Origin of the sequence: Niveispirillum sp. BGYR6 (assembly GCF_027568365.1) — a bacterium.
In the GTDB taxonomy this organism is placed as follows: Bacteria; Pseudomonadota; Alphaproteobacteria; order Azospirillales; family Azospirillaceae; genus Niveispirillum.
In genome coordinates this window covers 1-22,696 of record NZ_JANLNL010000011.1, presented here as the reverse complement: position 1 = coordinate 22,696, position 22,696 = coordinate 1, and the positions used below count along the sequence as shown (strand labels likewise).

At 65.2% G+C, this 22,696-nt stretch carries 21 protein-coding genes and 1 tRNA gene; 12 read left to right on the top strand and 10 right to left on the bottom strand.

The window, feature by feature from the left end; genetic code table 11:
• The first annotated feature begins 101 nt into the window (after positions 1 to 101).
• The 5 genes from phhA (at position 102) to PCJ49_RS19540 (ending at position 4,092) form a co-directional block, all read left to right on the top strand.
• Positions 102 to 983 carry a phenylalanine 4-monooxygenase gene (gene phhA, locus PCJ49_RS19560; RefSeq protein WP_089288824.1) on the top strand — a complete coding sequence of 294 codons (882 nt, stop codon included), beginning with the start codon at positions 102 to 104 and terminating at the stop codon, positions 981 to 983.
• 363 nt (positions 984 to 1,346) lie between these two features.
• A complete protein-coding gene (locus PCJ49_RS19555) occupies positions 1,347 to 2,648 on the top strand; it encodes a hypothetical protein (protein ID WP_269912414.1) in 1,302 nt (433 codons plus the stop codon).
• Positions 2,649 to 2,788: 140 nt separating this feature from the next.
• Positions 2,789 to 3,073, top strand: coding sequence for a hypothetical protein (locus PCJ49_RS19550; RefSeq protein WP_269912413.1), 285 nt, complete (start codon positions 2,789 to 2,791; stop codon positions 3,071 to 3,073).
• 3 nt (positions 3,074 to 3,076) lie between these two features.
• Entirely contained in the window at positions 3,077 to 3,319 is a 243-nt protein-coding gene (locus tag PCJ49_RS19545; RefSeq protein WP_269912412.1) for a hypothetical protein, read from the top strand.
• A gap of 5 nt (positions 3,320 to 3,324) precedes the next feature.
• Positions 3,325 to 4,092 carry a glycerophosphodiester phosphodiesterase gene (locus tag PCJ49_RS19540; RefSeq protein WP_269912411.1) on the top strand — a complete coding sequence of 256 codons (768 nt, stop codon included), beginning with the start codon at positions 3,325 to 3,327 and terminating at the stop codon, positions 4,090 to 4,092.
• A 4-nt stretch (positions 4,093 to 4,096) separates the two neighbouring features.
• Here the strand turns inward: PCJ49_RS19540 and PCJ49_RS19535 are convergent, their stop codons facing one another.
• Both PCJ49_RS19535 and PCJ49_RS19530 read right to left on the bottom strand, forming a co-directional pair.
• On the bottom strand, positions 4,097 to 5,122 hold the full coding sequence (locus tag PCJ49_RS19535; protein WP_269912410.1) for a DUF4118 domain-containing protein: 1,026 nt from the start codon (positions 5,120 to 5,122) through the stop codon (positions 4,097 to 4,099).
• A gap of 97 nt (positions 5,123 to 5,219) precedes the next feature.
• Positions 5,220 to 5,507, bottom strand: coding sequence for a hypothetical protein (locus tag PCJ49_RS19530; RefSeq protein WP_269912409.1), 288 nt, complete (start codon positions 5,505 to 5,507; stop codon positions 5,220 to 5,222).
• A gap of 196 nt (positions 5,508 to 5,703) precedes the next feature.
• Between PCJ49_RS19530 and PCJ49_RS19525 the strand changes: the two genes are divergently transcribed.
• Positions 5,704 to 6,921, top strand: a complete 1,218-nt coding sequence (locus tag PCJ49_RS19525; RefSeq protein ID WP_269912408.1) for an argininosuccinate synthase — start codon at positions 5,704 to 5,706, stop codon at positions 6,919 to 6,921.
• 204 nt (positions 6,922 to 7,125) lie between these two features.
• Here PCJ49_RS19525 and PCJ49_RS19520 read toward each other — a convergent pair whose 3' ends face one another.
• A complete protein-coding gene (locus tag PCJ49_RS19520) occupies positions 7,126 to 7,608 on the bottom strand; it encodes an Lrp/AsnC family transcriptional regulator (protein WP_089290253.1) in 483 nt (160 codons plus the stop codon).
• A gap of 140 nt (positions 7,609 to 7,748) precedes the next feature.
• Between PCJ49_RS19520 and hppD the strand changes: the two genes are divergently transcribed.
• Positions 7,749 to 8,867 (top strand): 4-hydroxyphenylpyruvate dioxygenase, encoded by a 1,119-nt coding sequence (hppD, locus tag PCJ49_RS19515; RefSeq protein ID WP_269912407.1) that lies wholly within the window; start codon positions 7,749 to 7,751, stop codon positions 8,865 to 8,867.
• Positions 8,868 to 8,941: 74 nt separating this feature from the next.
• On the opposite strand, the gene PCJ49_RS19510 is transcribed toward hppD, so the two are convergent.
• From PCJ49_RS19510 to PCJ49_RS19495, 4 genes are read right to left on the bottom strand one after another with little or no spacing between them, the layout of a single operon-like run.
• Entirely contained in the window at positions 8,942 to 11,035 is a 2,094-nt protein-coding gene (locus tag PCJ49_RS19510; protein WP_269912406.1) for a hypothetical protein, read from the bottom strand.
• Positions 11,032 to 13,800: a DUF4159 domain-containing protein gene (locus tag PCJ49_RS19505; RefSeq protein ID WP_269912405.1), complete on the bottom strand. Its 2,769-nt coding sequence runs from the start codon at positions 13,798 to 13,800 to the stop codon at positions 11,032 to 11,034. The genes PCJ49_RS19510 and PCJ49_RS19505 overlap by 4 nt, the downstream gene beginning before the upstream one ends.
• A 4-nt stretch (positions 13,801 to 13,804) precedes the next feature.
• Complete coding sequence (locus PCJ49_RS19500) at positions 13,805 to 14,719, bottom strand: DUF58 domain-containing protein (protein ID WP_269912404.1); 915 nt, start codon at positions 14,717 to 14,719, stop codon at positions 13,805 to 13,807.
• A gap of 11 nt (positions 14,720 to 14,730) precedes the next feature.
• Positions 14,731 to 15,747 carry a MoxR family ATPase gene (locus tag PCJ49_RS19495; RefSeq protein WP_269912403.1) on the bottom strand — a complete coding sequence of 339 codons (1,017 nt, stop codon included), beginning with the start codon at positions 15,745 to 15,747 and terminating at the stop codon, positions 14,731 to 14,733.
• Between the two features lie 149 nt (positions 15,748 to 15,896).
• On the opposite strand from PCJ49_RS19495, the gene PCJ49_RS19490 reads away from it, so the two are divergent.
• The 3 genes from PCJ49_RS19490 to PCJ49_RS19480 all read left to right on the top strand — a co-directional run bounded on the left by PCJ49_RS19490 (position 15,897) and on the right by PCJ49_RS19480 (position 18,881).
• Positions 15,897 to 16,484 (top strand): DUF1285 domain-containing protein, encoded by a 588-nt coding sequence (locus PCJ49_RS19490; RefSeq protein WP_269912402.1) that lies wholly within the window; start codon positions 15,897 to 15,899, stop codon positions 16,482 to 16,484.
• Between the two features lie 26 nt (positions 16,485 to 16,510).
• The gene (locus tag PCJ49_RS19485) at positions 16,511 to 17,104 is read left to right on the top strand and encodes a CoA pyrophosphatase (protein WP_269912401.1); all 594 of its coding nucleotides are present in this window, start codon (positions 16,511 to 16,513) and stop codon (positions 17,102 to 17,104) included.
• A gap of 82 nt (positions 17,105 to 17,186) precedes the next feature.
• Positions 17,187 to 18,881 (top strand): iron ABC transporter permease, encoded by a 1,695-nt coding sequence (locus tag PCJ49_RS19480; RefSeq protein ID WP_269912400.1) that lies wholly within the window; start codon positions 17,187 to 17,189, stop codon positions 18,879 to 18,881.
• A 12-nt stretch (positions 18,882 to 18,893) separates the two neighbouring features.
• Here the strand turns inward: PCJ49_RS19480 and PCJ49_RS19475 are convergent, their stop codons facing one another.
• Together PCJ49_RS19475 and PCJ49_RS19470 are read right to left on the bottom strand one after the other, a co-directional pair.
• Positions 18,894 to 19,322: a flagellar basal body rod C-terminal domain-containing protein gene (locus PCJ49_RS19475; protein WP_269912399.1), complete on the bottom strand. Its 429-nt coding sequence runs from the start codon at positions 19,320 to 19,322 to the stop codon at positions 18,894 to 18,896.
• A 15-nt stretch (positions 19,323 to 19,337) separates the two neighbouring features.
• A complete protein-coding gene (locus tag PCJ49_RS19470) occupies positions 19,338 to 20,003 on the bottom strand; it encodes a helix-turn-helix domain-containing protein (protein ID WP_269912570.1) in 666 nt (221 codons plus the stop codon).
• A gap of 395 nt (positions 20,004 to 20,398) precedes the next feature.
• Here PCJ49_RS19470 and PCJ49_RS19465 point away from each other — a divergent pair, with 395 nt between their 5' ends.
• Together PCJ49_RS19465 and PCJ49_RS19460 are read left to right on the top strand one after the other, a co-directional pair.
• Positions 20,399 to 20,854: a hypothetical protein gene (locus PCJ49_RS19465; RefSeq protein WP_269912398.1), complete on the top strand. Its 456-nt coding sequence runs from the start codon at positions 20,399 to 20,401 to the stop codon at positions 20,852 to 20,854.
• A 63-nt stretch (positions 20,855 to 20,917) separates the two neighbouring features.
• Positions 20,918 to 22,156, top strand: a complete 1,239-nt coding sequence (locus PCJ49_RS19460) for a class I SAM-dependent rRNA methyltransferase (RefSeq protein WP_089290624.1) — start codon at positions 20,918 to 20,920, stop codon at positions 22,154 to 22,156.
• Between the two features lie 283 nt (positions 22,157 to 22,439).
• On the opposite strand, the gene PCJ49_RS19455 is transcribed toward PCJ49_RS19460, so the two are convergent.
• A tRNA-Met gene (locus PCJ49_RS19455) sits at positions 22,440 to 22,516 on the bottom strand.
• Between the last annotated feature and the right edge of the window lie 180 nt (positions 22,517 to 22,696).

Sequence of the window (22,696 nt, the reverse complement as noted above, 5' to 3'; positions counted from 1 at the left end):
TGCCATATCGATACACCCCCATCCGCAAGGAAATGCCCGCCCGGCAGCGGTAAAATTGCGCAAAGGCCCCAACCGACAGAGAGGGGGCAAGGGAGGAACCCATGCGCGACGAAACCGACTTTGCCAGCGCCGTGGCCGCCAGCGGCAAGACCGCCAGCCGCCTGCGCGGCGATTACCGCCAGGTGGCGGATGATTACAGCATCGATCAGGGCTGGGACCATTACAGCGCCGCCGACCATGCGCTGTGGCGGGCGCTCTATGACCGGCAGGCGGCCCTGCTGGCCGATTATGCCGCGCCGGAATTCACCGCCGGGCTGGCCCGGCTGGATGCGCGCGATGCCATTCCCGATTTCCGCCGCACCTCCGACCTGCTGGACCGGGCCACCGGCTGGCGGCTGCTGGCCGTGCCGGGCCTGATCCCGGAGAAGGAGTTCTTCGACCATCTGGCCAACCGGCGCTTTCCCGTCACCAACTGGCTGCGTCAGCCGGCGGAGATGGATTATCTGGTGGAACCGGATGTGTTCCATGATTTTTTCGGCCATGTACCGCTGCTGACCCATCCGGTTTTCGCCGATTACCTGCAGGCCTATGGCCGGCACGGGGCACTGGCCATTGCCGCCGGGGGGCTGGAACCGCTGGCAAGGCTTTACTGGTACATGGTGGAATTCGGCCTGATCAATACATCCCAGGGCCTGCGTGCCTATGGGGCGGGGATGCTTTCCTCCCACGGGGAAACCCGCTATTGCCTGGACAGCCCGCAGCCGCACCGGGTGGGTTTCAACCTGGAACGGGTGATGCGCACCCGTTATCGTATTGATGATTATCAACAGACCTATTTCGTGCTCGACAGCTATGACCAGCTGTTCGACGCCACGGCGGGCGATCTGACGGCCCTGTTCGCCAAGGTGCAGGCCCTGCCGGCGCTGGACCCGGCTGAGACAGCGCCTGGAGATCGGCTGTTCGCCCCGGTGCGGCGGCCATAGGCCCGGACATCGCACCCTTTTACGCGTCGCTTTCCGATCAAGGGGTGCCCGCTGTGGCACCCCTTTTTGTATGCTTTTTTTGTATCCTTCCCTTGTCTCCCCGCCCCCGCCAAAGGTCGGGGTTATCGAACTGTTAAAGATATTTCAAAATAATCATTGCTGGATCTCATAATCAAAAATTCAAACGCTCTCTCCAGCCATTTTCCCGATATATCGCACAATGGCGGCTCTGTTGCGGTGATGTCACAGTGATTTGCAAAGGGGCAAATCAACAAATCTCATGCTTGTGACATGTAACATTACTGTCATTTTGCTGTAAGAAACGAAGTGCTCAGATAGGGCAACATCCTGGGAGGATACACGATGAAGTTGAAGTCTGCTGCCACCAAAGCTTTGTTTGCTGGTGCTGCCCTGGTGGCCATGTCGGCCGCTTCCCCCGCCTTTGCCCAGCAAACCGGGGAGGTGGACGCGCTGAAGGCCCAGGTGAAGGAATTGCTGTCCCGCATTGAAAAGCTGGAAAAGGCCGCCCCTGCCGCCGCTCCTGCTGCTGGTGCCGGTTCGGCCAGCGCTGCCCCCGCAGCGCCCAAGGATGTGCCGCTGGTCTCCGCCAGCGCCTTCAAGGCGCCGCAGATCGTGCAGTCCGGCAACAGCAAGCTGAAGCTGACGCTGACCGGCTGGGTCAACCGCATGGTGACCTATGCCGATGATGGCGTGGCCAACGATTTCATCTTCTCCGACAATAACGGCGCTTCCACCCGTATCCGCTTCACCGGCGTGGCGAAGCTGAATGATGAATGGAGTGCCGGCACCGATATCGAGCTGGAGGCGATTTCCGCCAACAGCCGTTCCACCGGGCTTTACACCGACAGCGGCGCCTTCGCCTTCAGTGAACGCAAGCTGGAATTATTCATTGAAAGCACCCGCTTCGGCCGCCTGTGGGTGGGCCAGGGCGATACCGCTTCCAACATCACGTCGGAAATCGATCTGTCCGGCACGGCCAATCTGGGCGGTTATGCCGATGTCGGCGCCACCTTCGGCGGTATCGGCATCCGCGCCAAGGGGACCAAGGCCACCGTCGGCACCGTCAACAGCCTGTTCAACGATCTGGACGGCCTGCACCGCGAAGACCGCGTGCGCTATGACACCCCCACCTTCGCCGGCGGCTTTGTCGGTTCCACCAGCGTCACCCAGGGTGGGGCGATGGATGCGGCGCTGCGCTATAATGGCAAGATCGGCACCACCACGGTGGCCGGCGCCGTCGCCTATGCCAATTCCGACAGCCGCGATGTCGCCGGCTTCGATTTCGGCAACCAGTATAACGGCTCCGTCTCCGCCCGGCTGGAAAACGGCTTCAACGTGACCTTCGCCGCCGGCACACGGGAACAGAAGGCCGGGTTCGACACCAATTTCTGGTACGGCAAGGTGGGTTATCTCGCCAAGCTGAACGATCTGGGCAATACCGCCTTCTCGGTGGATTATTTCACCCAGGATGATTTCGCCGTGCGCGGTGCCAAGGGCAAAGCCTATGGCGCCTATGTGGTGCAGGTGATCGATGCCCTGTCCACCGACCTTTATGCCGGTGTGCGCAACCATCAGTATGACCGGCCCAACGTCTCCTATTACGACGCCTTGGCTGTCATGACCGGTGCGCGCGTTCGCTTCTGAAAAAGCTCTGCTGGAATCCGGGGTGGTCTTGCGACAGCCGCACCGGATTTCTCCCTTCGCCCGGCCTTTCTGAAGGCCGGGCTTTTTTATGCCCGGTTGACGCGCCCGGCAGACATGCTATGTCCCCAACCGGATATTGAATGAAAGCAGGCGGGGTCGGTGTGAACGGATGGCAATGGACGCTGCTGGTGCATTTCGGGCTGGCGGCGTTGGCCGTCTGGCCGGCAATCCGGCTGCTGGGCCGGGCCGGGCTGCCGCGCGGCTGGGTGATCTGGCTGGCGCTGCCGGTGCTGGGCTGGCCCATTTTCACCAGCCTGCTAGCCTTCAAGCCCTGGCCCACCCTGCCGCCACGGCCGGAAAAGCTGCATCCGCGTGAAAGGCTGCGCCGCGCCCGCGACGCCGCTGCCGCCCAGAAGGGGAAATGAGCCATGCCGGTTTTTGGCGACAGTGTGGAACTGTTCCTGTTTCTGCCCGGCTGGCTGGCCACGCTGATCGTGGTGCTGTCCATCACCTGGACCATCTGCATGGCCGGGATTGCGCTGGGCAAGATCGGGCGCAACCCGCTCTGGGCCCTGGTGGTCTTCCTCTGGTTTCCGCTGCTGACGGCGGGCCTGTGGTATATGGCCCTGTCCCGCTGGCCCCGGCTGGACCAGAAGCCGCCGGTGGGTTGATACCGATGCGGCAGGCCGGGCGACATCCCTATCTGGATCATGACGGCCCTATTGCCTTTGCGCATCGCGGCGGCGGGCTGGAAGCGCCGGAAAACAGCCTTGCCGCCTTTGCCCGCGCCATCGATCTGGGCTTCCGCTATATCGAAACCGATGTGCAATTGACCGAAGATGGCAGGCTGATCGTTTTCCATGATGAGGTGCTGGACCGGTTGACCGACGGAAAAGGCCGGGTGGATGCACTGCCCTGGTCCGCCATCGCCCAGGCCCGCATTGCCGGGCAGGAACCGATCCCCCTGCTGGAAGAGGTGCTGGAACGCTGGCCGGACCTGCACCTGAACATCGATCCCAAGAGCGACCGGGCTGCCCTGGCTTTGCCCGACATGCTGCGCCGGCATGGCGCACTGGGTCGGGTCTGCGTCGGTTCCTTTTCCGGGGCGCGGCTGGCCCGGCTGCGGCGGGCGCTGGGGCCGGACCTCTGTTCCAGCGCCGGCCCGGCCCAGGTGGCGCGCATCTGGTTCGGCGCGCATGGCCTGCCGTTGGGGCGGCCGGGCAGTGACTGCCTGCAGGTACCCCGCCGCCATCATGGCCTGCCCATCGTTACCCCCGCCTTTATCCGCAACGCCCATCGCCACGGGCTGCCCGTGCATGTCTGGACGGTGGATGAGGCGGCGGAGATGGAATATCTGCTGGATATCGGGGTGGACGGGCTGATCAGTGACCGTCCCACCCTGTTGCGCGATGTGCTGCAGCGCCGGGGGCAATGGCGGGGATAACCCCTCAACCCGGATTAAACACCAGCCGGGCTTCCGTGCCCCGCCCGCTGCGCATTTCAAACCGGGCGTCGATCTGCTGGGCCAGCAATTTCACCAGCCGCAGCCCCAGGCTCTGCGTGTGGGCCAGATCGAAGCTGGGCGGCAGGCCGACGCCATCATCGCTGATAATCAGGCAGAGCCGGTCGCCCTCTGCCGGCGTCACCACCAGATCAATCCGGCCGCCATCGCATCCCTTGAAGCCATGTTCCATGGCATTGCTGACCAGTTCGGCCACGATCAGGGCCAGCGGCACCATCTTTTCCGACAAAAGCGGCAGCGACGGCGCGCTGACCTGACAATTCACGCCCTCCACCCCGGCGGCGGCCAGCAGATCGTCGGCCAGTTCACGCAGGAACAGGGGGAGATCGCTCTGGCTGCTGTTGGGATCATGCAGGCGGCGGTGGATGCGGCCGATCAGGGCCAGCCGGGCCGCCGCATCGGCCAGCACCCGCCGCGCGCCCTCATCCGTGATGTCCGCCCGTTGCAGGGCCAGCAGGGCAGAGACAAGCTGCAGATTGTTGGAGACACGGTGCTGCAGCTCGGCAAACAGCACCTCCCGCTGGCGGGCATGGTCCAGGGCCGTCTCCTCCGCCCGCAGCGCCCGCTCCCGTTCGCGCCGCAGCTGGGCCAGGGCCAGCCGGATCAGATGGATGATGGCGATATCAATGGCCACCACCAGGAAGAAGAAGCCCAAGGCAAAAGCGTTGGGTCCGTCCAGGGTGAAGGCCCGGAAGGGCGGCATGAAGAAATACCAAGCGGCCAGCCCGGAGAGAAGGGAGGCAGCAATCCCCGGCCACAGGCCCGCCACCAGGGCGGTGAGGATGACCGTGGGGAAATAGGTCAGGAATGGATAGCCCGCCGGCATGAACGGGTCTGCCCAATGCCGCAACAGCGTGGCAATCACCACGCTGATGACCGCGAAGCCATAGCGGTACAGCGGCGACCGCTGTTCTTCGTCGATAAGCTGTAAGGCTTTGCTGATCAGGGCCATGGGGCGGGGCCGGACCTTTTCTCAAATAAGATGGTTAAGCCAGGGAGGTACCTCTTTTTGTCCATACCAATATGGGGCAGGCGCGGGCTGTGATAAATCACGTCTTGGAGATATAATCGTTTGTATCGGGTTTTTCCCCCATGGCGCGCCGCGTCTCCTCATGCACCGCCTGATCATGGCCGGAACGGTTGGAGAAGAAGACCAGGGCCATCAGCCCGCCCCCCACCACCAGGGAGCCCAGGCCGCCCAGCACCAGGGCGATGATGCCATGCAGGCTGATCGGCTGCCCGTCATCCACCTGCCCCCAGGCCAGCACACCCGTGGCCACGGCCAGCACCAGTAAGGCCAGCAGGCAGGCAATCACGATCTTCGCGCCACCGCTCATCAACCATCACTCCCCAGGTCGTCATTATATCGAGTCGAGATTGGCTTCTTGGTAGCACGAAGCCGCCGCCTCGCCAGCCCTTTTGGAAAAGCTGGGTTGCAAGTACCCTGTGGCCAAGGGGCGGAACTGGACAGCGGGCCGGGCTGTCGCTAACGTCCGTGCCCGGTTCAACATAAAACCGTGGCGGATATTTCCCATGAAGAGCGGCGTGAAGAAAGTCGTGCTCGCCTATTCCGGCGGCCTCGATACCTCGGTGATCCTGAAATGGCTGCAGGAGACCTACCGTTGCGAGGTGGTCACCTTCACCGCCGATCTCGGCCAGGGGGAGGAGCTGGAGCCTGCCCGCAAGAAGGCCGAGCTGCTGGGCGTGAAGCCGGAAAACATCTTCATCGACGATCTGCGCGAAGAATTCGTGCGGGATTTCGTGTTCCCGATGTTCCGGGCCAACACGCTGTATGAAGGCACCTATCTGCTGGGCACCTCCATCGCCCGCCCGCTGATCGCCAAGCGCCAGATTGAAATCGCCAATCAGGTCGGTGCCGATGCCGTGTCCCACGGCGCCACCGGCAAGGGCAATGATCAGGTCCGGTTTGAGCTGGGCTATTACGCCCTGAAGCCGGATGTGACCGTGATCGCGCCCTGGCGCGAATGGGATCTGAACAGCCGCACCCAGCTGCTGGAATTTGCCGAAAAGCACCAGATTCCCATCGCCAAGGACAAGCGCGGCGAGGCCCCCTATTCCACCGACGCCAACCTGCTGCACATTTCCTATGAAGGCAAGGCGCTGGAAAACCCGTGGGTGGAACCGGACGAGGACATGTTCACCCGCACCGTGGCCCCGGAAAAGGCCCCGGATGAAGCGGAATATGTCGAGATCGAATATGTGAAGGGCGATGCCGTCGCCGTGAATGGCGTGAAGCTGTCGCCGGCCAACCTGTTGACGGAACTGAACCGTCTGGCCGGCAAGCATGGCATCGGCCGCCTGGATCTGGTGGAAAACCGCTTTGTCGGCATGAAGTCCCGTGGCGTGTATGAGACGCCGGGCGGCACCCTGCTGTCCATCGCCCATCGCGGCATGGAAAGCATCACCCTGGACCGCGAGGCCATGCACCTGAAGGACGAGGTGATGCCCCGCTATGCCAAGCTGATCTATAACGGCTTCTGGTTCAGCCCGGAACGCGAAGCCCTGCAGGCCCTGATCGACAAGACGCAGGAACGCGTCAATGGCGTGGTCCGGCTGAAGCTGTTCAAGGGCAGCGCCCGCGTTGTCGGCCGCCAGAGCCCCAACAGCCTGTACCGGCTGGATTATGTGACGTTTGAGGCCGACAGCGTCTATAACCAGAAGGACGCCGAAGGCTTCATCAAGCTGAACGCGCTGCGCCTGCGCCTGAACAAGATCGCCAAGGATCTGTGATCTGTTGACTTACCCCCCGCCGGCTGGCGGGGGGCTGTTCACTTGTCATGGAACCGCCCGCCTTCCATCACCGGAGGCGGGCGGTTTTGTTTTGGGTGATTTTTGCTTGCGTCGCTTTGGTGTCAACGGAAGGCATTTGCCGCAACATGCGGCGATACCGCGATCAATTTAACCTATTGATAGTTAATACCCTTAACCCAGCTTTCACCCCACACCGGGGCGCGGCAGGGGCAGGTTGGTGGAATGCTTCACCACGTCCAGCACGAAGCTGGATTTCACCTCCTTCACCCCCTTGATCGACAAAAGCTTGCGCATGGAGAGATCGGCGAACGCGTCCAGATCCTCCACCACCACCTGCAGCAGGTAATCCATCGTCCCCGTCATCACGAAGCAGGACACCACCTCCGGCAGCAGCAGGATGCCGCGCCGGAAATCGGCGTCCCCTTCGGCATTCTGGTCGATCTTCACCTCCACAAAGGCCACCACCCCCATGCCCAGCTTCCGCCGGTCCAGGATGGCGGTATAGCCCTGGATGAAGCCCTTTTCCTCCAGATCGCGCACCCGGCGCAGGCAGGGGCTGGGGGACAGGCCCACCTGTTCGGCCAGATCGACATTGGAAAGCCGGCCATTGCGCTGCAACGCAGCAAGTATGCGAATATCTGCCGCGTCTAATCCGCTTTCCTTCATCTTCCGCCCCATTTGAAAGTTTTCGCGCAATTTGTCACCGCAGAATGCGCCTTTCCGCCCACACTTCGCAAGGACATGCCCCGCGACTTATCGTATCATCTGAAACAATTCCAGGAGCGAACCAGATAGGGGAGGCGGCGATGGTGGATGGCGGCATGAATGCGCGGGTGGAGAATGGCAAGCTGGTGGGTAACCTGTGGGACAACCCCATGGGCACCGACGGGTTTGAGTTTGTGGAATATACCGCCCCCGATGTCGCGGCGCTGGAGGCGCTGTTCGTTACGCTGGGCTTCACCAAGGTGGCCACCCACCGGTCCAAGAAGGTCAGCCTGTTCCGCCAGGGCGATATCAATTTCATCGTCAATGGGGAGCCGGAAAGCCTGGCCCAGCAATTTGCCCGCGCCCATGGGCCCAGCGCCTGCGCCATGGCTTTCCGGGTCAAGGATGCCGCCTTCGCCCATCGCCGCGCCCTGGAACTGGGCGCGCGGGAGGTGAAGGGCGCCATCGGCCCGATGGAGCTGAACATCCCCGCTATCGAAGGCATCGGCGGCAGCCTGATCTATCTGGTGGACCGGTATCAAAGCCCGGCATCGATCTATGATATCGACTTCGTGCCGGTAGAGGGGGCCGAACAGCACCCCACCGGCTGTGGCCTGACGCTGGTGGACCACCTGACCCACAATGTCCATCGCGGCCGCATGGACCATTGGTTCGATTTCTACAACAAGCTCTTCAATTTCCAGCAGATTCGCTATTTCGACATCGAAGGCAAGCTGACCGGCCTGAAAAGCCGGGCGCTGACCGCACCCTGCGGCAAGATCCGCATCCCGATCAATGAAAGTGCCGGCGTGGAAGGCCGCGTCGACCAGATCGAGGAATATCTGCGTGAATATAAGGGCGAAGGCATCCAGCATATCGCCCTGGCCACCGACGATATCATCAAGACCTATGATGCGCTGAAGGCGAACGGCATCACGTTCATGACCCCGCCGCCGGCCGCCTATTACGACATGCTGGCAGAACGACTGCCCGGCCATGGCCAGCCGACGGAAGAATTGCGCCAGCGCGGCATCCTGCTGGATGGCGCGCCGGGTGGCGGGCTGCTGTTGCAGATCTTCACCGCCACGGTGATCGGCCCGATCTTCTTTGAGATCATCCAGCGCAAGGGCGATGACGGCTTTGGTGAGGGCAATTTCCGCGCCCTGTTTGAGAGCATCGAACGCGACCAGTTGGAACGCGGTGTGCTGAAGGCGGAATAAGCAGGTCGGTTGAACGCAAAAGGCCCGGTGGCAGCCAGCCACCGGGCCTTTGCTTTAACCATCGGACAAGCGGCTTAGCCGCCCCGCCCTTCGCGCCGCCACGCCGCCAGCAGCAGGCCCAGCACGCCGGCCAGCACCAGCAGGCCGGGCAGCAGCGGCACCTGGGTGACGCCGGTCACCGTATAATCCCCATTGGCGCGCAGGCCCAGCCAGCCCGATCCGGCCTGATCGCGGTCGGGCCGGGTGCGGCGCACGCTGGGGATTTCTCCCGCCCCGCCATCAGGCGCCAGCCAGAAGAAACCGCCGCCCGTGGCCTTGGCCACCGGGGCCAGCTTTTCCGTGGTGCTGCGCATATCGGCCAGTTCGGGTGGATTCAGGGTGCCAACCACGGCCAGCGCCGTGCGCTCCCCATCCGTCACCCGCCAGATGCCGGGTTCCGTGGCGGCCAGGCTGCCACTGGCCAGCCCGTCACCGGTCTCGCGCATCTCAACCTCTCGCTCCACATCGGAAGGCGAGGTGACGCGCACCGGTCGCGTGTCCGGTTCCAGCGAACGGCGGGTGATGGTGATACGGCTGCCATCCACGGCGGTGCGCAGGTCGTTTTCTTCCAGCTCCGGCTCTTTCATCAGCCAATGGGCCAGCCGGCGCAGCAACTCGGCCTGGGGCCCGCCGCCTTCATAACCGCGTGACCAGAGCCAGATCTGATCCGACGCCAGCTGCGCCACCCGCCCCTGCCCCACCCGGTCCAGGATCAGCAGCGGGCGGCCATCGGCCCCGGCCATCACCGTCGACCCCCGGTCGGCGGTCACGTCGATCTGGCGGAACCAGCGGCCCCACTGCCCCACCCCGTCCGCCGCATCGGTCAGCCCGGCCGTCACCGGATGGCGGCGGCCCAGGTCGGTGACGCTGGGCGTGAAGGGTTTTTCAATCACCTGCCCCGTCGGTTCCCCCGGCAGCACGGTGCCCAGCGGCGAACGATAGAGCGACAATGGTGTCGCAAAGGTCGGGCCGCTGGCTTCCAGGAAGGCCCCGCCCTTTTCCACATATTCGGCGATATTCGCCAGATACATGTTGTTGATCACACCGCGCTTTTTATAGCGGTCGAAGATGATCAGGTCGAATTCCGACAGCTTCATCTCAAACAGCTCGCGGATCGGGAAGGCGATCAGCGACAATTCGCGGATGGGGGTGCCATCATTCTTTTCCGGCGGGCGCAGAATGGTGAAATGCACCAGATCGACCGAGGGATCGGCCTTCAGCAGGTTACGCCAGGTGCGCTCCCCGGCATGGGGCTCACCGGAGACCAGCAGCACGCGCAGCCGGTCGCGCACGCCGTTCACCACGATGGCCGCCTTGTTATTGGCCAGGGTCAGTTCCTGCGGCCCCGCCGCCACCGTCAGTTCAAAGACATTCACCCCGCCATGCGACAGCGGCAGGGTCAGCGACACCTCCTGCCCCACCGGCACGGTCAGTTCCTCTGTCGGCTGCCCATCGCGGCGCAACTGCACGGTGGCCGCCCCGTCACCGCCGCCCGGCAGATCATCCACCCGGATGGTGACGGAAACATCCTTGCCGACAATGCCGAAGCTGGGGGCCTGCACGATGGTCAGGCGGCGGTCGCCTTCATCCTTCTGCCCCGTCAGCAGCGTATGCACGGGGCCGAAGCCGGCCAGCCCCGGCAGGGATGTGGCCACATCATGCACCTGCCCGTCGGTGATCAGCACGGCCCCGGCGATGCGGCGGCGCGGCACATCGGCCACGGCGCGGGTCATCGCCTCCATCAGCCTGGTTTCATCCACGGCGGCCCCGTCCGGCCCATCGGCGGACTGGCTGCGCACCACGCGCACATCCAGGTCGCTATAGCGTTCCAGGCGCTGCTGTAAGTCTGCCAGGGCCTTTTCCCCGCGCGCCATGCGGTCGCCGATCTTCTGGCTGGGCGACTGGTCCAGCACGATGACGGCGACATCCTTGATCGGCTCCCGCTTTTCCTCCACCCAGGCGGGGTTCAGCAGGGCCAGCAGGATGATGGCGAAACCGCCCAGCCGCAACCAGGCCCCCCGCGCCCGCCGCCACAGCGCATAGGCGGACAGGATCAGGGCGATGGTGGCCAGGGCCAGCAGCAGGCCCAGCGGGATCAGCGGATCAAGCGCGATGGCGGTGCCGTTCATTGCCCCAGCCTTTCCAGGATCGCCGGCACATGCACCTGATCGGCCTTGTAATTGCCGGTCATGGCATACATCACGAAATTGATGCCGGTGCGGATGGCCATTTCCCGCTGCCGTTCGGAACCCGAGGCCATGGCGTTCAGCGGTCGCCCGCCTTCATCCACCGCCCAGGCCGATGCCCAGTCATTGGCACCGATGATGATGCCGGACACCCCGTCATTCATCTGGTCTTCCTGCGCCTCCGCCCAGAGTTCCCCACCGGCATAGCGGCCCGGAAAATCATTCAGCAAATAAAAGGCGCGGGTCAGCACATGCTCCGGCCCCACCGGGGCCAGCGGCGGGATATCCAGCCCCTTCAGCAGGGCTTCCAGCGCCGGGCCACCCGGCCCGGCGCCATTGCCACCATTGCCGGCGCGCGTATCCACCAGCACCATGCCGCCCTGGCGCATATAACGGTTCAGCTTTTCCCGCACCGGGTCGGACAGGCTGGTCTGCCCGTCGGTCAGCGGCCAATAGATCAGGGTGTAGAAGGCCAGCTCATCCGTTTCCAGGTCGAGCGGCATGGCCCCCGCCACCTCAATCGCCGTGCGCTCATCCAGCGCGCGGGCCAGCCCTTCCAGCCCGGCGCGGCTGGTATTATCCACCAGATTGTCACCGGTGCGGACATAGGCCAGCCAATTGGCATTGGCGGCCTGTACCGCCTTTTCATCCGGGGTGCTGGCGGGACGAACGGACGGCTGGGCATCCGCCGGCGGCACCGGCAGCGCCAGCGACACGCCCAGCAGCAGCAAGGCCAGCGGGGCGGCGCGGCGCAGGCTGGACGGGGGCCGCAGCAGCCCGCGCAGCCACAGGCCGGCCAGCAGGTCGATCAGGCCCAGGATCAGCGCCAGGGTCAGCAGGGTCGGCATCAAATCTCTCTCACCCCCGCCAGCGTACAGCGTGCGCGGCAGCCCCGCCAGCAGCGGGTCGATGGCGGTCAGCGCCGGCACGGCGGGCGACAGGTTCAACACCTGCCGGGCATCGGCGGTGCCATAAAAACCGGGCGGATGGGCCGGGCCGGGCAAGCCACCCGCAGGCGCCGCCGCCAGCGCCTTGGCAGCAATGGGGAAGGCGGTGGCCGGCGGCGGGGTCAGATGGCCGAAACCATCCAGCATCTGCCGCGGCGGCAGGGTGCCCACCTGTTCCCCACCGGCCACCCCGGCCGACAGTGCCACCAGCCGGCGCAGCATATCGACATAAAGACCGGACAGCGCCAGATTGGACCATTCCGGCCCGGCACTGGTATGCACCAGCACCAGCGCCCCCCGGCCCTTGCGTTCCCCCGTCACCAGCGGCGTGCCATCGGCCAGCCGAGCCCAGGTGCGCCCGGCCAGATCGACGGAGGGCTCGGCCAGCACCTGGCGCTTCACCGTCACATCATCGGGCACGGGCAGGCCGGCAAAGGGGCTGTCTTCCGCAAAGGGGGCCAGCCGCGCCGGCTCCTCCCACGACAGGGCCCCCCCAAGGGCGCGGTCGCCAGCGCGCAGGAAGACGGGCACCAGCCGGTCGGCATTTTGCGCCAGACGTGGGCCGGCAAAGCGCAGCAGCACGCCGCCTTGCTGCATCCAGGCGTCCAGCCGGGCCGATTCGGCCTCTGACAGGTTACCGACATCGGCCAGGATCAACACCGCCAGATCGCGGTCCAGCAGCTTGCCAATATCGCCGCGCCGCACCTCCGCAAAGGGAGACAGCGCCTTGTCCAGATAATAGAGATCGGAGAGCAGCGGCGTTTCCCCCGCCGCATTGCCCGACACCAGCCCCACCGGGCGGCGGCGCCAGCGTTCATCCAGCAGCACCACGGCCCCCGCCGTTTCCTGGCCCTCCAGCCGCAGGCTGGAAAGCTGGTTGCGCAGTTCGGTGGGCAGATCCAGCTTCACTTGGCGGCGCAGTTCGCCTGCTGCCAGCACGATATCAAAGCTGCCCAGCAGACGCCCATCCTCGCCCAGCGCGCGCAGCAGGGCCGGTTGCGGCAGGTCGGCCTGGGAGCGTTCCACCGTCACCACCAGCCCGGTGCCATCATCCTGCGGCGGGCGCAGCAGCAGGGCCGGGCGTTCGGCCCCATCCGCCAGCACCGACATGGCACCAAACTGGCGCAGCCGGGCGATCAGCCCCGCCGTGGCCGTATCATTACCCGATGCGGCAATGCCATCGCTGAGATAAGCGATATAGGGCGACCCATCGGGGCGGAATGCATCCAGCGCCTTGGTGGCGGCCGCGCGGTCGGTGGCCCAGGGGCTGGGCCGCAGCGATTGGGCCAGCGCGCGGGCATCGCCCACCGCCATCGGCCCGCGCAGGGCAGGGGCATCGCCATTGGCGGCTTGGGCGGTGGTCAGGATCGCCACGCTGCGGCCCTGGCGGTCGGCCTGGGCCAGCAATCGTTCCATGCCCTGTTGCCGCGCCGGCCAGTCGCGCGCCGCCGCCCAGCCATCATCCACCACCAGCAATAATGGCCCGCCGCCCGGCAGATCAGCGGCAGGGTTCAGCAGCGGGCGGGCCAGCGCCAGGATCACCAGCGCCGCCAGCACCAGCCGCAGGATCAGCAGCCAGAGCGGTGTGCGCGCCGGCGTTTCCTCCCGCGCGGACAGGTCCAGCAGCAGGCGCAGGGCCGGGAAGCTGACCGACCGCGGGTTGGGCGGGGTGACGCGCAGCAGCCAGTACAGCAGCGGCAAGCCCGCCAGCAGAACCAGCAGCCAGGGGGCGGCAAAGGCGAGCGTTCCGAAACTCAGCATGGGTTCAATCCAGCCCCGTCGCCGCCGACAGCGACGACCAGAGCGACAACAGGGCCGTCTGCGGCGGCTTGTCGGTACGGTGCAGGGTCAGCGTCCAGCCGGCGGCCCGGGCAATGGCGGCCAGCCCGTCGCGCTGGGCCGCCAGCTTTTCGCGATAGGCCTCGCGCACGGCCTGCACATTGGGCACCAGCAGGCGACCTTCGCCTTCCAGGCCGCGGAATTCCACCCGCCCGTCAAAGGGCAGGGTTTCTTCCGCCGGGTCCAGCACCTGCACCAGATGGCCACGCACACCCCGCCCGGCCAGCCGCGAAACGGCTGCCCGCACCGGGTCCAGCGGGGCCAGCAGATCGCCGATCAGCACGGCGCGGGCATGGCGCGGCAAAGGTTCATCGGGCGGCAGGCCGCTGCCCTGATGGTACGCGCTCTGCCCCGTCAGCCACAAGGCCAGCCGGGGCGTGATGCTGCGCGCAGCAGAGGCCGGCACATCGCTGCCGGCCAGCGAAACCCGTTCCCCGCCGCGCACCAGCAGCACCGACAGGGCGAGCGCCAGCAGGTCGGCCCGTTCCCGCTTGGTGGGCAGGGCCTTGGTGGAACGCCAATGCATGGACGGGCTGTCATCGCGCCACAGCCAGACGGTCTGCGCCGCCTCCCACTCATTCTCCCGCACGAAAATATGGGCGGTCTTGGCGGATTGCCGCCAATCCACCCGCGTCAGCGCATCGCCCGGCTGATAGCGGCGGAATTGCCAGAAGGTCTCACCCGTGCCGACGCGGCGGCGGCCATGCGCCCCCTGGGCCACGCTGGCTGCCACCCGTTCGGCGGCCACCAGCAGGGGCGGCAGGGCCAGCGCCAGATCCTCGGCCCGGTGTTGCGCACGCAGCGCCTGGGCGCTGGGATCATGGGGCAGGCGGGGGGCCATGGAAACCACCGTCAGCGCAGAGGCGCGCAAAGCTGGCCGATCACATCGTCCAGCGTCACCCCGTCGGCACGGGCGGAGAAATTCAGCGCCATGCGGTGGCGCAGCACCGGCCCCGCCAGTTCCACCACATCATCCAGCGAGGGCGTCAGCCGCCCCTCCAGCAAGGCACGGGCGCGGGCGGCCAGCATCAGGGATTGCGAGGCGCGGGGGCCAGGGCCCCAGGCCACATGCTGGCGCACGGCGGCCAGGCTGCTATCCGCCGGGCGGGCATTGCGCACCATGTCCAGAATGCCATCGACCACGCTGTCGCCCACCGGGATGCGGCGCACCAGGGCCTGCGCCGCCATCAGGTCCGTCGGGGTCAGCACGGTGGGGGCAGTGGCGGTATCGGCACCGGTGGTGGCGATCATCATGCGGCGTTCGGCCTCACGGTCCGGGTAATCCACATCCACCTGAATCAGGAACCGGTCCAGCTGCGCCTCGGGCAGCGGGTATGTCCCTTCCTGTTCCAGCGGGTTCTGGGTGGCCAGCACATGGAAGGGGCGGGGCAGCGGGTGGTAATGCCCAGCCACGGAGACGCGCCCTTCCTGCATCGCCTGCAGCAGGGCCGACTGGGTGCGCGGGCTGGCGCGGTTGATTTCATCGGCCATCAGCAACTGGCTGAAGACCGGGCCGGGGATGAAGCGGAAGGAACGCCGGCCATCCTGCCCTTCCTCCAGCACTTCGGAGCCCAGAATATCGGCCGGCATCAGGTCGGGCGTGCATTGGATGCGGCGTTCATCCAGCCCCATCACCGTGCCCAGCGTTTCCACCAGCCGTGTCTTGGCCAGGCCCGGCACGCCGATCAACAGCAGGTGCCCGCCGGCCAGCAGCGTGACCAGCGACAGGTCAATCGCCTGCTGCTGGCCATAGATCACCCGGCCGATGGCGTCCCGCGCCGCCGCCAGCTTCACGCCCAGCGCCTCCACCTCCCGCAACAGGGTCTGGGGGTCGGTCGAACGGCTGAAATCCAGGGTGTCTACCATCATCTTCCCTTGAAACCGGAAATGGGGCGGCAGGCCGGCGGCCCTTTAATCCACTTAAGTGCAGTGGGTACCAGAACCAAGCCGTCACGACTATGTTATCAATAGGGCAGGCCATCGCCTGCCCATCCTCTACCACATGGTTTGATGCCGCCATGCCGGAAAGCAAGCAGAATAAGGCAAAGTCCCCCGTTTCTGCCGATCAGGCCGCCGGCCTGCTGGCTGGTGCCCGCAAGGGCCCCAGTGCGGAAGATGAGGCCTATGATATCCGCATCGCCCGTGACGGCACCTGGTACTATCACGGCAGCCCCATCGGCCGCCCAGCGATGGTGAAACTGTTTTCCACCGTGCTGCGGCGGGATGAGGCCGGTGATTTCTGGCTGATCACCCCGGCGGAGCGCGGGCGCATCCTGGTGGAGGATGCGCCCTTTGTCGCAGTGGCGGTGGAGGCCACCGGCCAGGGCCGTGATCAGACACTGGTTTTCCGCACCAATCTGGATGAGGAGGTGACTGCCGGAAAGGATCATCCCATCCGGGTGTCAACGGACCCCGCGACAGGGGAGCCGAACCCCTATATCCTGATCCGTGGGCCTGAGACGACGCCCTTGGAAGCACGCATCAACCGTGCGGTCTTCTATGAGCTGGTCGAACGGGCCGAAACGGTTGAGACAGAGCGCGGGGTCGAAATCGGGTTATGGAGCAAGGGGGAGTTCTTTCCACTGGGGCCGATGCCGGAGGGCTGAGCATCGGCGAAAATGACATCCGGTCGGTGTTCCAGCGCCGCCGGCATCAACCATCACGCCTGATTGATGTGCGCGGCGATGGCGATGGCAATCCCGGCCTGTTGATTCCGGGGGAACTGCGCGAGGCTGCCGTGCTGGTGCCGCTGGTCGACCGGCCGGATGGTTTTACCATCCTGTTCACCCAGCGCACCGCCCATCTGGCCAGCCATGCCGGCCAGATCAGCTTTCCCGGCGGCGGGGTGGAGCCGGAGGATGAAGATCCCCAGGCCACCGCCCTGCGGGAGACGGAGGAGGAGATCGGCCTGCCCCGCCACCATATTGAGCTGCTGGGCAATCTGGACACCTATATCACCCGCACCGGTTATCGCGTGGTGCCGGTGGTGGGGCTGGTACGCCCGCCCTTCATCCTGAACCCCGATCCCTATGAGGTGGATACGGTGTTCGAGGTGCCGCTCTCCTTCATCCTGAACCCGGCCAACCGCAAGCGGGAGGGGCGGGAGTTCAAGGGCACCATCCGCCATTTCTGGGCCTTCCCCTATGGCGAGCGCTATATCTGGGGGGCCACGGCGGGGATGCTGGTGAACCTGTGTGAGGTGCTGGCGGAGGCGGTGGAGGGGTAAGGGGGCGACCGAACGGACGCAAAGCGAGATCGTCCCCCCAAAAGCCATTGCGACCGGTTCGCAAGAGTGGGACAAGGGGGGCATGAGCGACCAATCCCTGCCCCGTCCCGCCGCCGCCCGTCTGCCCCTGCTACGCCTGCCATCCGGCTGGGCCGTCACGCTGAGCCTGATCGCCCTGCTGGTGGCCCTGCCGGTGCTGATTGTCGGCAGCCGCGTCTTCCTGCCCAGCCATGGCGTGTGGGAACATCTGGCCGGCACGGTGCTGGGAACCTATCTGGCTAACACGCTGACCCTGGCGCTGGGCACGGCCGGTGGGGTGCTGGTGATCGGGGTGGGCACGGCCTGGCTGGTCACCATGTGCCGTTTTCCCGGCCAGCGCTGGCTGGAATGGGCGCTACTGCTGCCCATGGCCATGCCGGCCTATGTTATGGCCTATGTCTATACCGACCTGCTGCAGTTCATCGGCCCGGTGCAGACGGCCCTGCGCGATCTGTTCGGCTGGACCCGGCATGATTACTGGTTCCCCAATATCCGTTCCCTGGGCGGGGCGGTGGCGGTGCTGTCCTTTGTGCTGTACCCCTATGTCTATCTGCTGGCCCGTGCCGCTTTTCTGGAACAGTCGGTCTGTGTGCTGGAGGTGGCGCGCACGCTGGGGGCGGGGCCGTGGCGCAGCTTTGCCCGTGTCGCGCTGCCGCTGGCCCGCCCCGCCATCGCCGCTGGCCTTGCCTTGTCGATGATGGAAGTGCTGGCCGATTTCGGCACCATGCAATATTTCGCCGTCGATACCTTCACCACCGGCATCTACCGCACTTGGTTCGCCCTGGGCGAACCGGTGGCCGCAGCCCAGCTGGCCTCTGTGCTGATGCTGTTCGTCATGGCGCTGGTGGTGATGGAACGCTACAGCCGGGGCCGGGCACGCTATTTCCATTCCACCGGGCGGTACCGGGCCCTGCCCAGTTACCGGCTGCGCGGTCTGCGCGGGGGCCTGGCGCTGCTGGCCTGCCTGCTGCCGTTGGCACTGGGTTTCATCATTCCGCTGATGGTGCTGACCCGGATGGCGGTGACAGAGGGGGATTCCCTGTTCGGCCCCAGTTTCATGAATCTGGCGGGCAATTCCTTTACGCTGGCCGGCATCACCGCCTTGCTGGCGGTGGGTCTGGCCAGCCTGATGGCCTATGGGCTGCGGCTGCAGCCCACGCCCTGGCTGAAGGGGGCGGCACGGGTGGCCGCCATGGGCTATGCCGTGCCCGGATCGGTGATCGCGGTCGGCATCCTGATCCCGGCGGCACGACTGGATAATGCGCTGGATGGCTTCATGCGCGCCCAGTTCGGCCTGTCCACCGGGCTGCTGCTCTCCGGCACGGTGACGGCGCTGATCTATGCCTATCTGGTGCGCTTCCTGGCCGTGTCCTTCAACACGGTGGAGGCCAGCCTGGGCAAGATCCGCCCCAGCCTGGATCAGGCCGCCCGCGTGCTGGGCCGCACGCCGGGCGGCACGCTGGCCCGCGTGCATATGCCCATCATGAAGGGCAGCCTGCTGACGGCGGGCCTGCTGGTCTTTGTCGATGTGATGAAGGAATTGCCAGCCACCATGATCGTGCGGCCGTTCAATTTCGACACGCTGGCCGTGCGCGTCTATACGCTGGCCAGTGATGAACGGCTGGGGGAGGCCAGCACCGCCGCCCTGATCATCGTGCTGGTCGGCATCATCCCGGTGGTGCTGCTGTCGCGCGCCATCACCAAAAGCCGGCCCGGCTCCAGCAGTGAACCATCGTAAGACAGGCGGGCATCACGCCAGCGTGTTGATGGCTTCGCGCTGCATATCATCCTGGGTGCGGATGACGGCCAGATTGGCCTTATAGGCGGACAGGGCGCTGATCTGACTGGTGGTTTCGGTCACCGGGTCCACATTGGGCGCGGCGACCAAGCCATTGCCGTCGGCCTGCGGGCTGTCCGGCTGATATTCCGGGATATAGGCGGGGGTGACGGGGCGGGACACGGCCCGCGTGCCACCGCCATCGGCCGCCACCGTATCGGTGGCGCTGGGGGCATAGGCCGCATTCTTGCCCGCCGGCACCGTGCCATCGGCACCGGGAATGGCCCCGGTGCTGCGGGCATTGGCGACATTGCCGGCCGAATTGGACAGGCGCTGCGTCTGCGCCAGCGCGCCGGAAAGCGCGCTGGTCAAACTGCTGCCAAGTCCATTGATGCCAGCCATTGCCCCTGCTCCCGATCAGGCCGCGCCGTCGGCCAGATCCTGCAACGCGTCGCGGTCATTGATCTTGACCTTGCCGCCTTCCATCAGGGCGATGACGCGGCTGGTCTTCAATTGGGTAAAGGTGCGGCTGACGGTTTCCGTCGTCAAGCCGAGATAGTCGGCTATATCCGAACGGCTCATCGGTACATGCACCGGATTGTCCTTGAAGCCACGCCGCACCGCGCGCTGGGAGAGCAGCAGCAGGAAGGAGGCGATTCGCTCCTTGGCATTCTTGCGGCCCAGCAGCAGCATCTGATCCTGCGCGGCAGCCAGCTCGTTCGAGGCCATGGCGAACAGGCGGCGCTGCATCTTGGGATAATCTTCCAGCAGCGCCTCCAGCCGGCGGCGCGGGAAGCGGCAAAGCGTGGCCTGGGTCACCGCTTCGGCCGAATAGGCATAGGTGTCATTGACCGACAGGCCCATGAAATCCCCGGCCAGCAGGAAACCGGTGATCTGCCGCCGCCCGTCGGGCAGCAGCTTGTACAGCTTCATCGTGCCCGACGTGACGTTGAACAGCATGTCGGCCTTGTCCCCTTCCGAGAACATGGTGTGGCCGGGTTCAACCTTCATATTAACCAGGATTTCGGCCAGGCGCCGCAATTCCTCCTGCTCCAGCGCGGAGCAGACGGAAAGCGAGCGCACCGGGCAGGCGCTACAGGGGTTGATATCCGTACCTGCCGCATTGTTGGCAGGGATTAGGGCCAATGCCGCGTGCGCACCCGTCGCTGGTTCCATAAAGCCACCCCCCATCCTGATATACCCCGGCAACCCAATGAACAACGCAGGCTGCGCAGCCCCGGGTCAGCGATGATAACGCTTCCAATCCGGGCCGCGGCCTGCTGTTCAACCGCCGTGGTCTGGTGGACCATATTGCCACCAATTGAAACGATTCCACAACCGTTCAGCCGTGAACAGATATACTTACGTATCATGGCCCTGCCTTGACCTGGATCAAAGCTTTTTCAGGTCGGGTCTGGCATCAGGTTACGTCAGGGGCGGTGGCTGTCCCGTTCCTCCAGACGAAGAATTCGACCCCCATGATGTCCGACCGTTTCACCGTTACGCCCCTGGACCGGCGCCGCATCGATCAGGTCTATCCGCTGATCCAGGCGGGGAAATCCGGCATCAGCCGGGAGGAATGGCGCGATTATGCCGCACGCATGATCGCGGCGACCGATGGCGGCATCCGCGTGGCCCAGGTGGATCATGGCTATATCCACGGGCTTTATGCCTTCCAGGCGATGCCGAGTCCCAAGCACGGCACCGTGCTGCAGGTGGACATGTTCCTGGCGATGGACCTGTTCGAACCGGAAGTGGCGATCGACCTGCTGCTGGCCGACATGGACCGGGAGGCGCTGGACCGGGCTTGCGGGGCCGTGCATCTGCACCTGCCGCAGGCCGATGGGCCGGCGGCCCCCTCACGTGCCCTGGAACGCGCCATCAGCCATGGCCATCATCGGGAAGATCTGCGCCTGTGCCGCGTGCTGGTCTGACGCGCAATGCCTGAACGGGTGCCGCCCTTGGCGGGACTGGGGCGGCATTGTATTTTCCGCCCCATGACTGAGAATGCTGCCGCGACGGCCCCCGACACCACCCCTGTTGCCAAACCTGCCGCCCTGCCGGTGATCCGCCTGCAGGCGGGCCGGCACAAGCGCGCCCAGCATGGCCATCCCTGGGTCTATTCCAACGAAGTGGATATGGACAAGGCGACCAAGGCGCTGCCGGCCGGTTCCATCGTGCGTGTCACCGATGCCGGCGGTACGACGCTGGGCATTGCCACCTTCAACCCGCATACGCTGATCGCCTCACGCTTTCTGTCGCGCGATGCCGCCACGGTGGTTGATACCGGCTTCTTCGTGAACCGCATCCGCCGCGCCGTGGAAATCCGTGACCGGCTGTTCGACCGGCCCTTCTATCGCCTGATCCATGCCGAAAGCGACGGGCTGCCGGCGCTGATCATCGACCGCTATGGCGATGTGGTGGTGGTGCAGGCCAATACGGTGGCCATGGATCGCCGCATCCCGATGATCCTGGCAGCCCTGGACGAGGTGCTGAACCCGCGCGCCATCGTGCTGCGCAATGACAGTGCCGCCCGCACCTATGAAGGTCTGCCGGAGGAGGTGCGCGTCGCCAAGGGCAGCATCGAGGGGCTGATCCCGCTGGAAGAAAACGGCGCCACCTTCTTCGCCGACCTGTCGGAAGGCCAGAAGACCGGCTGGTTCTTTGACCAGCGCGACAACCGCGCCTTCATCGCCAACCTGTGCAAGGGCAAGTCGGTCGTCGATTTCTATACCTATGCCGGCGGGTTCGGCGTGCTGGCGGCCAAGCGCGGTGCGTCCCATGTCACCCTGGTCGACCGCTCGGCCCTGTCGCTGTCCATCGCGGCCAAGGCGGCAGAGGCCAATGGCGTGGCCGACCGGGTGGACACGGCCAAGGGCGATGCCTTCAACCTGATGGATCAGTGGGTGACGGAGGGCCGTACGTTCGAGGTGGTGATCGCCGACCCGCCGGCCTTTGTGAAATCCCGCAAGGATCTGGCCGTGGGCAGCCGCGCCTATCGCCGCATGACCAAGGCCGCCGCGCGGCTGGTGGCACCGGGCGGCATGTTGCTGGTGGCATCCTGCTCCCACAACATGGAACCGCCCTTGTTCCACCAGGAGGTGGCGCGCGGCCTGGGCGAGGCCGGCCGCCAGGGCCGCATCCTGCGCTTTGCCGGCGCCGGTCCCGACCATCCGGTGCATCCGCTGCTGCCGGAAACCCAGTATCTGAAGGCCATGGTCTTCGCGCTGGATTAAGCGCTGAAGGGGCAGGGAGACAGGCCCCGCGGACGGGGCCCGTCTCGGGAATTCACGCAGGGCATGGCTGAGTCATATACGCAAAAATCTCCGCCGTCTTATGCCCAGCCTCCTGCTCCCGCAGGATCCCGATGATCTGCTCTGCGCTGAAACGGCTCTTCTTCATCTGACAGCCCTCCTCGCATGGGAAGGACTCTACTTTACACCGGGCACATTTCCAGGGAGCAGGTCATTTGAAGCGGACAGCAAAAACCCCTGAAAGACATTGTCCTTCAGGGGTTTATGGATGCGGGGACAGGATTTGAACCTGTGACCTTCAGGTTATGAGCCTGACGAGCTACCGGGCTGCTCCACCCCGCGTCAGAGGGGGTTGTTTTCCCCCAAACGGTAACGCCGCCTTTATGGGGCGGCGTTCGGTTTTGGATTTCGTGAAGTGTTGTTACCTGTTACGAGCGGACCTGGCGGTGACCTACTCTCCCGTGCCTTAAGACAAAGTACCATTGGCGCAGAGGGGTTTCACGGCCGAGTTCGGGATGGGAT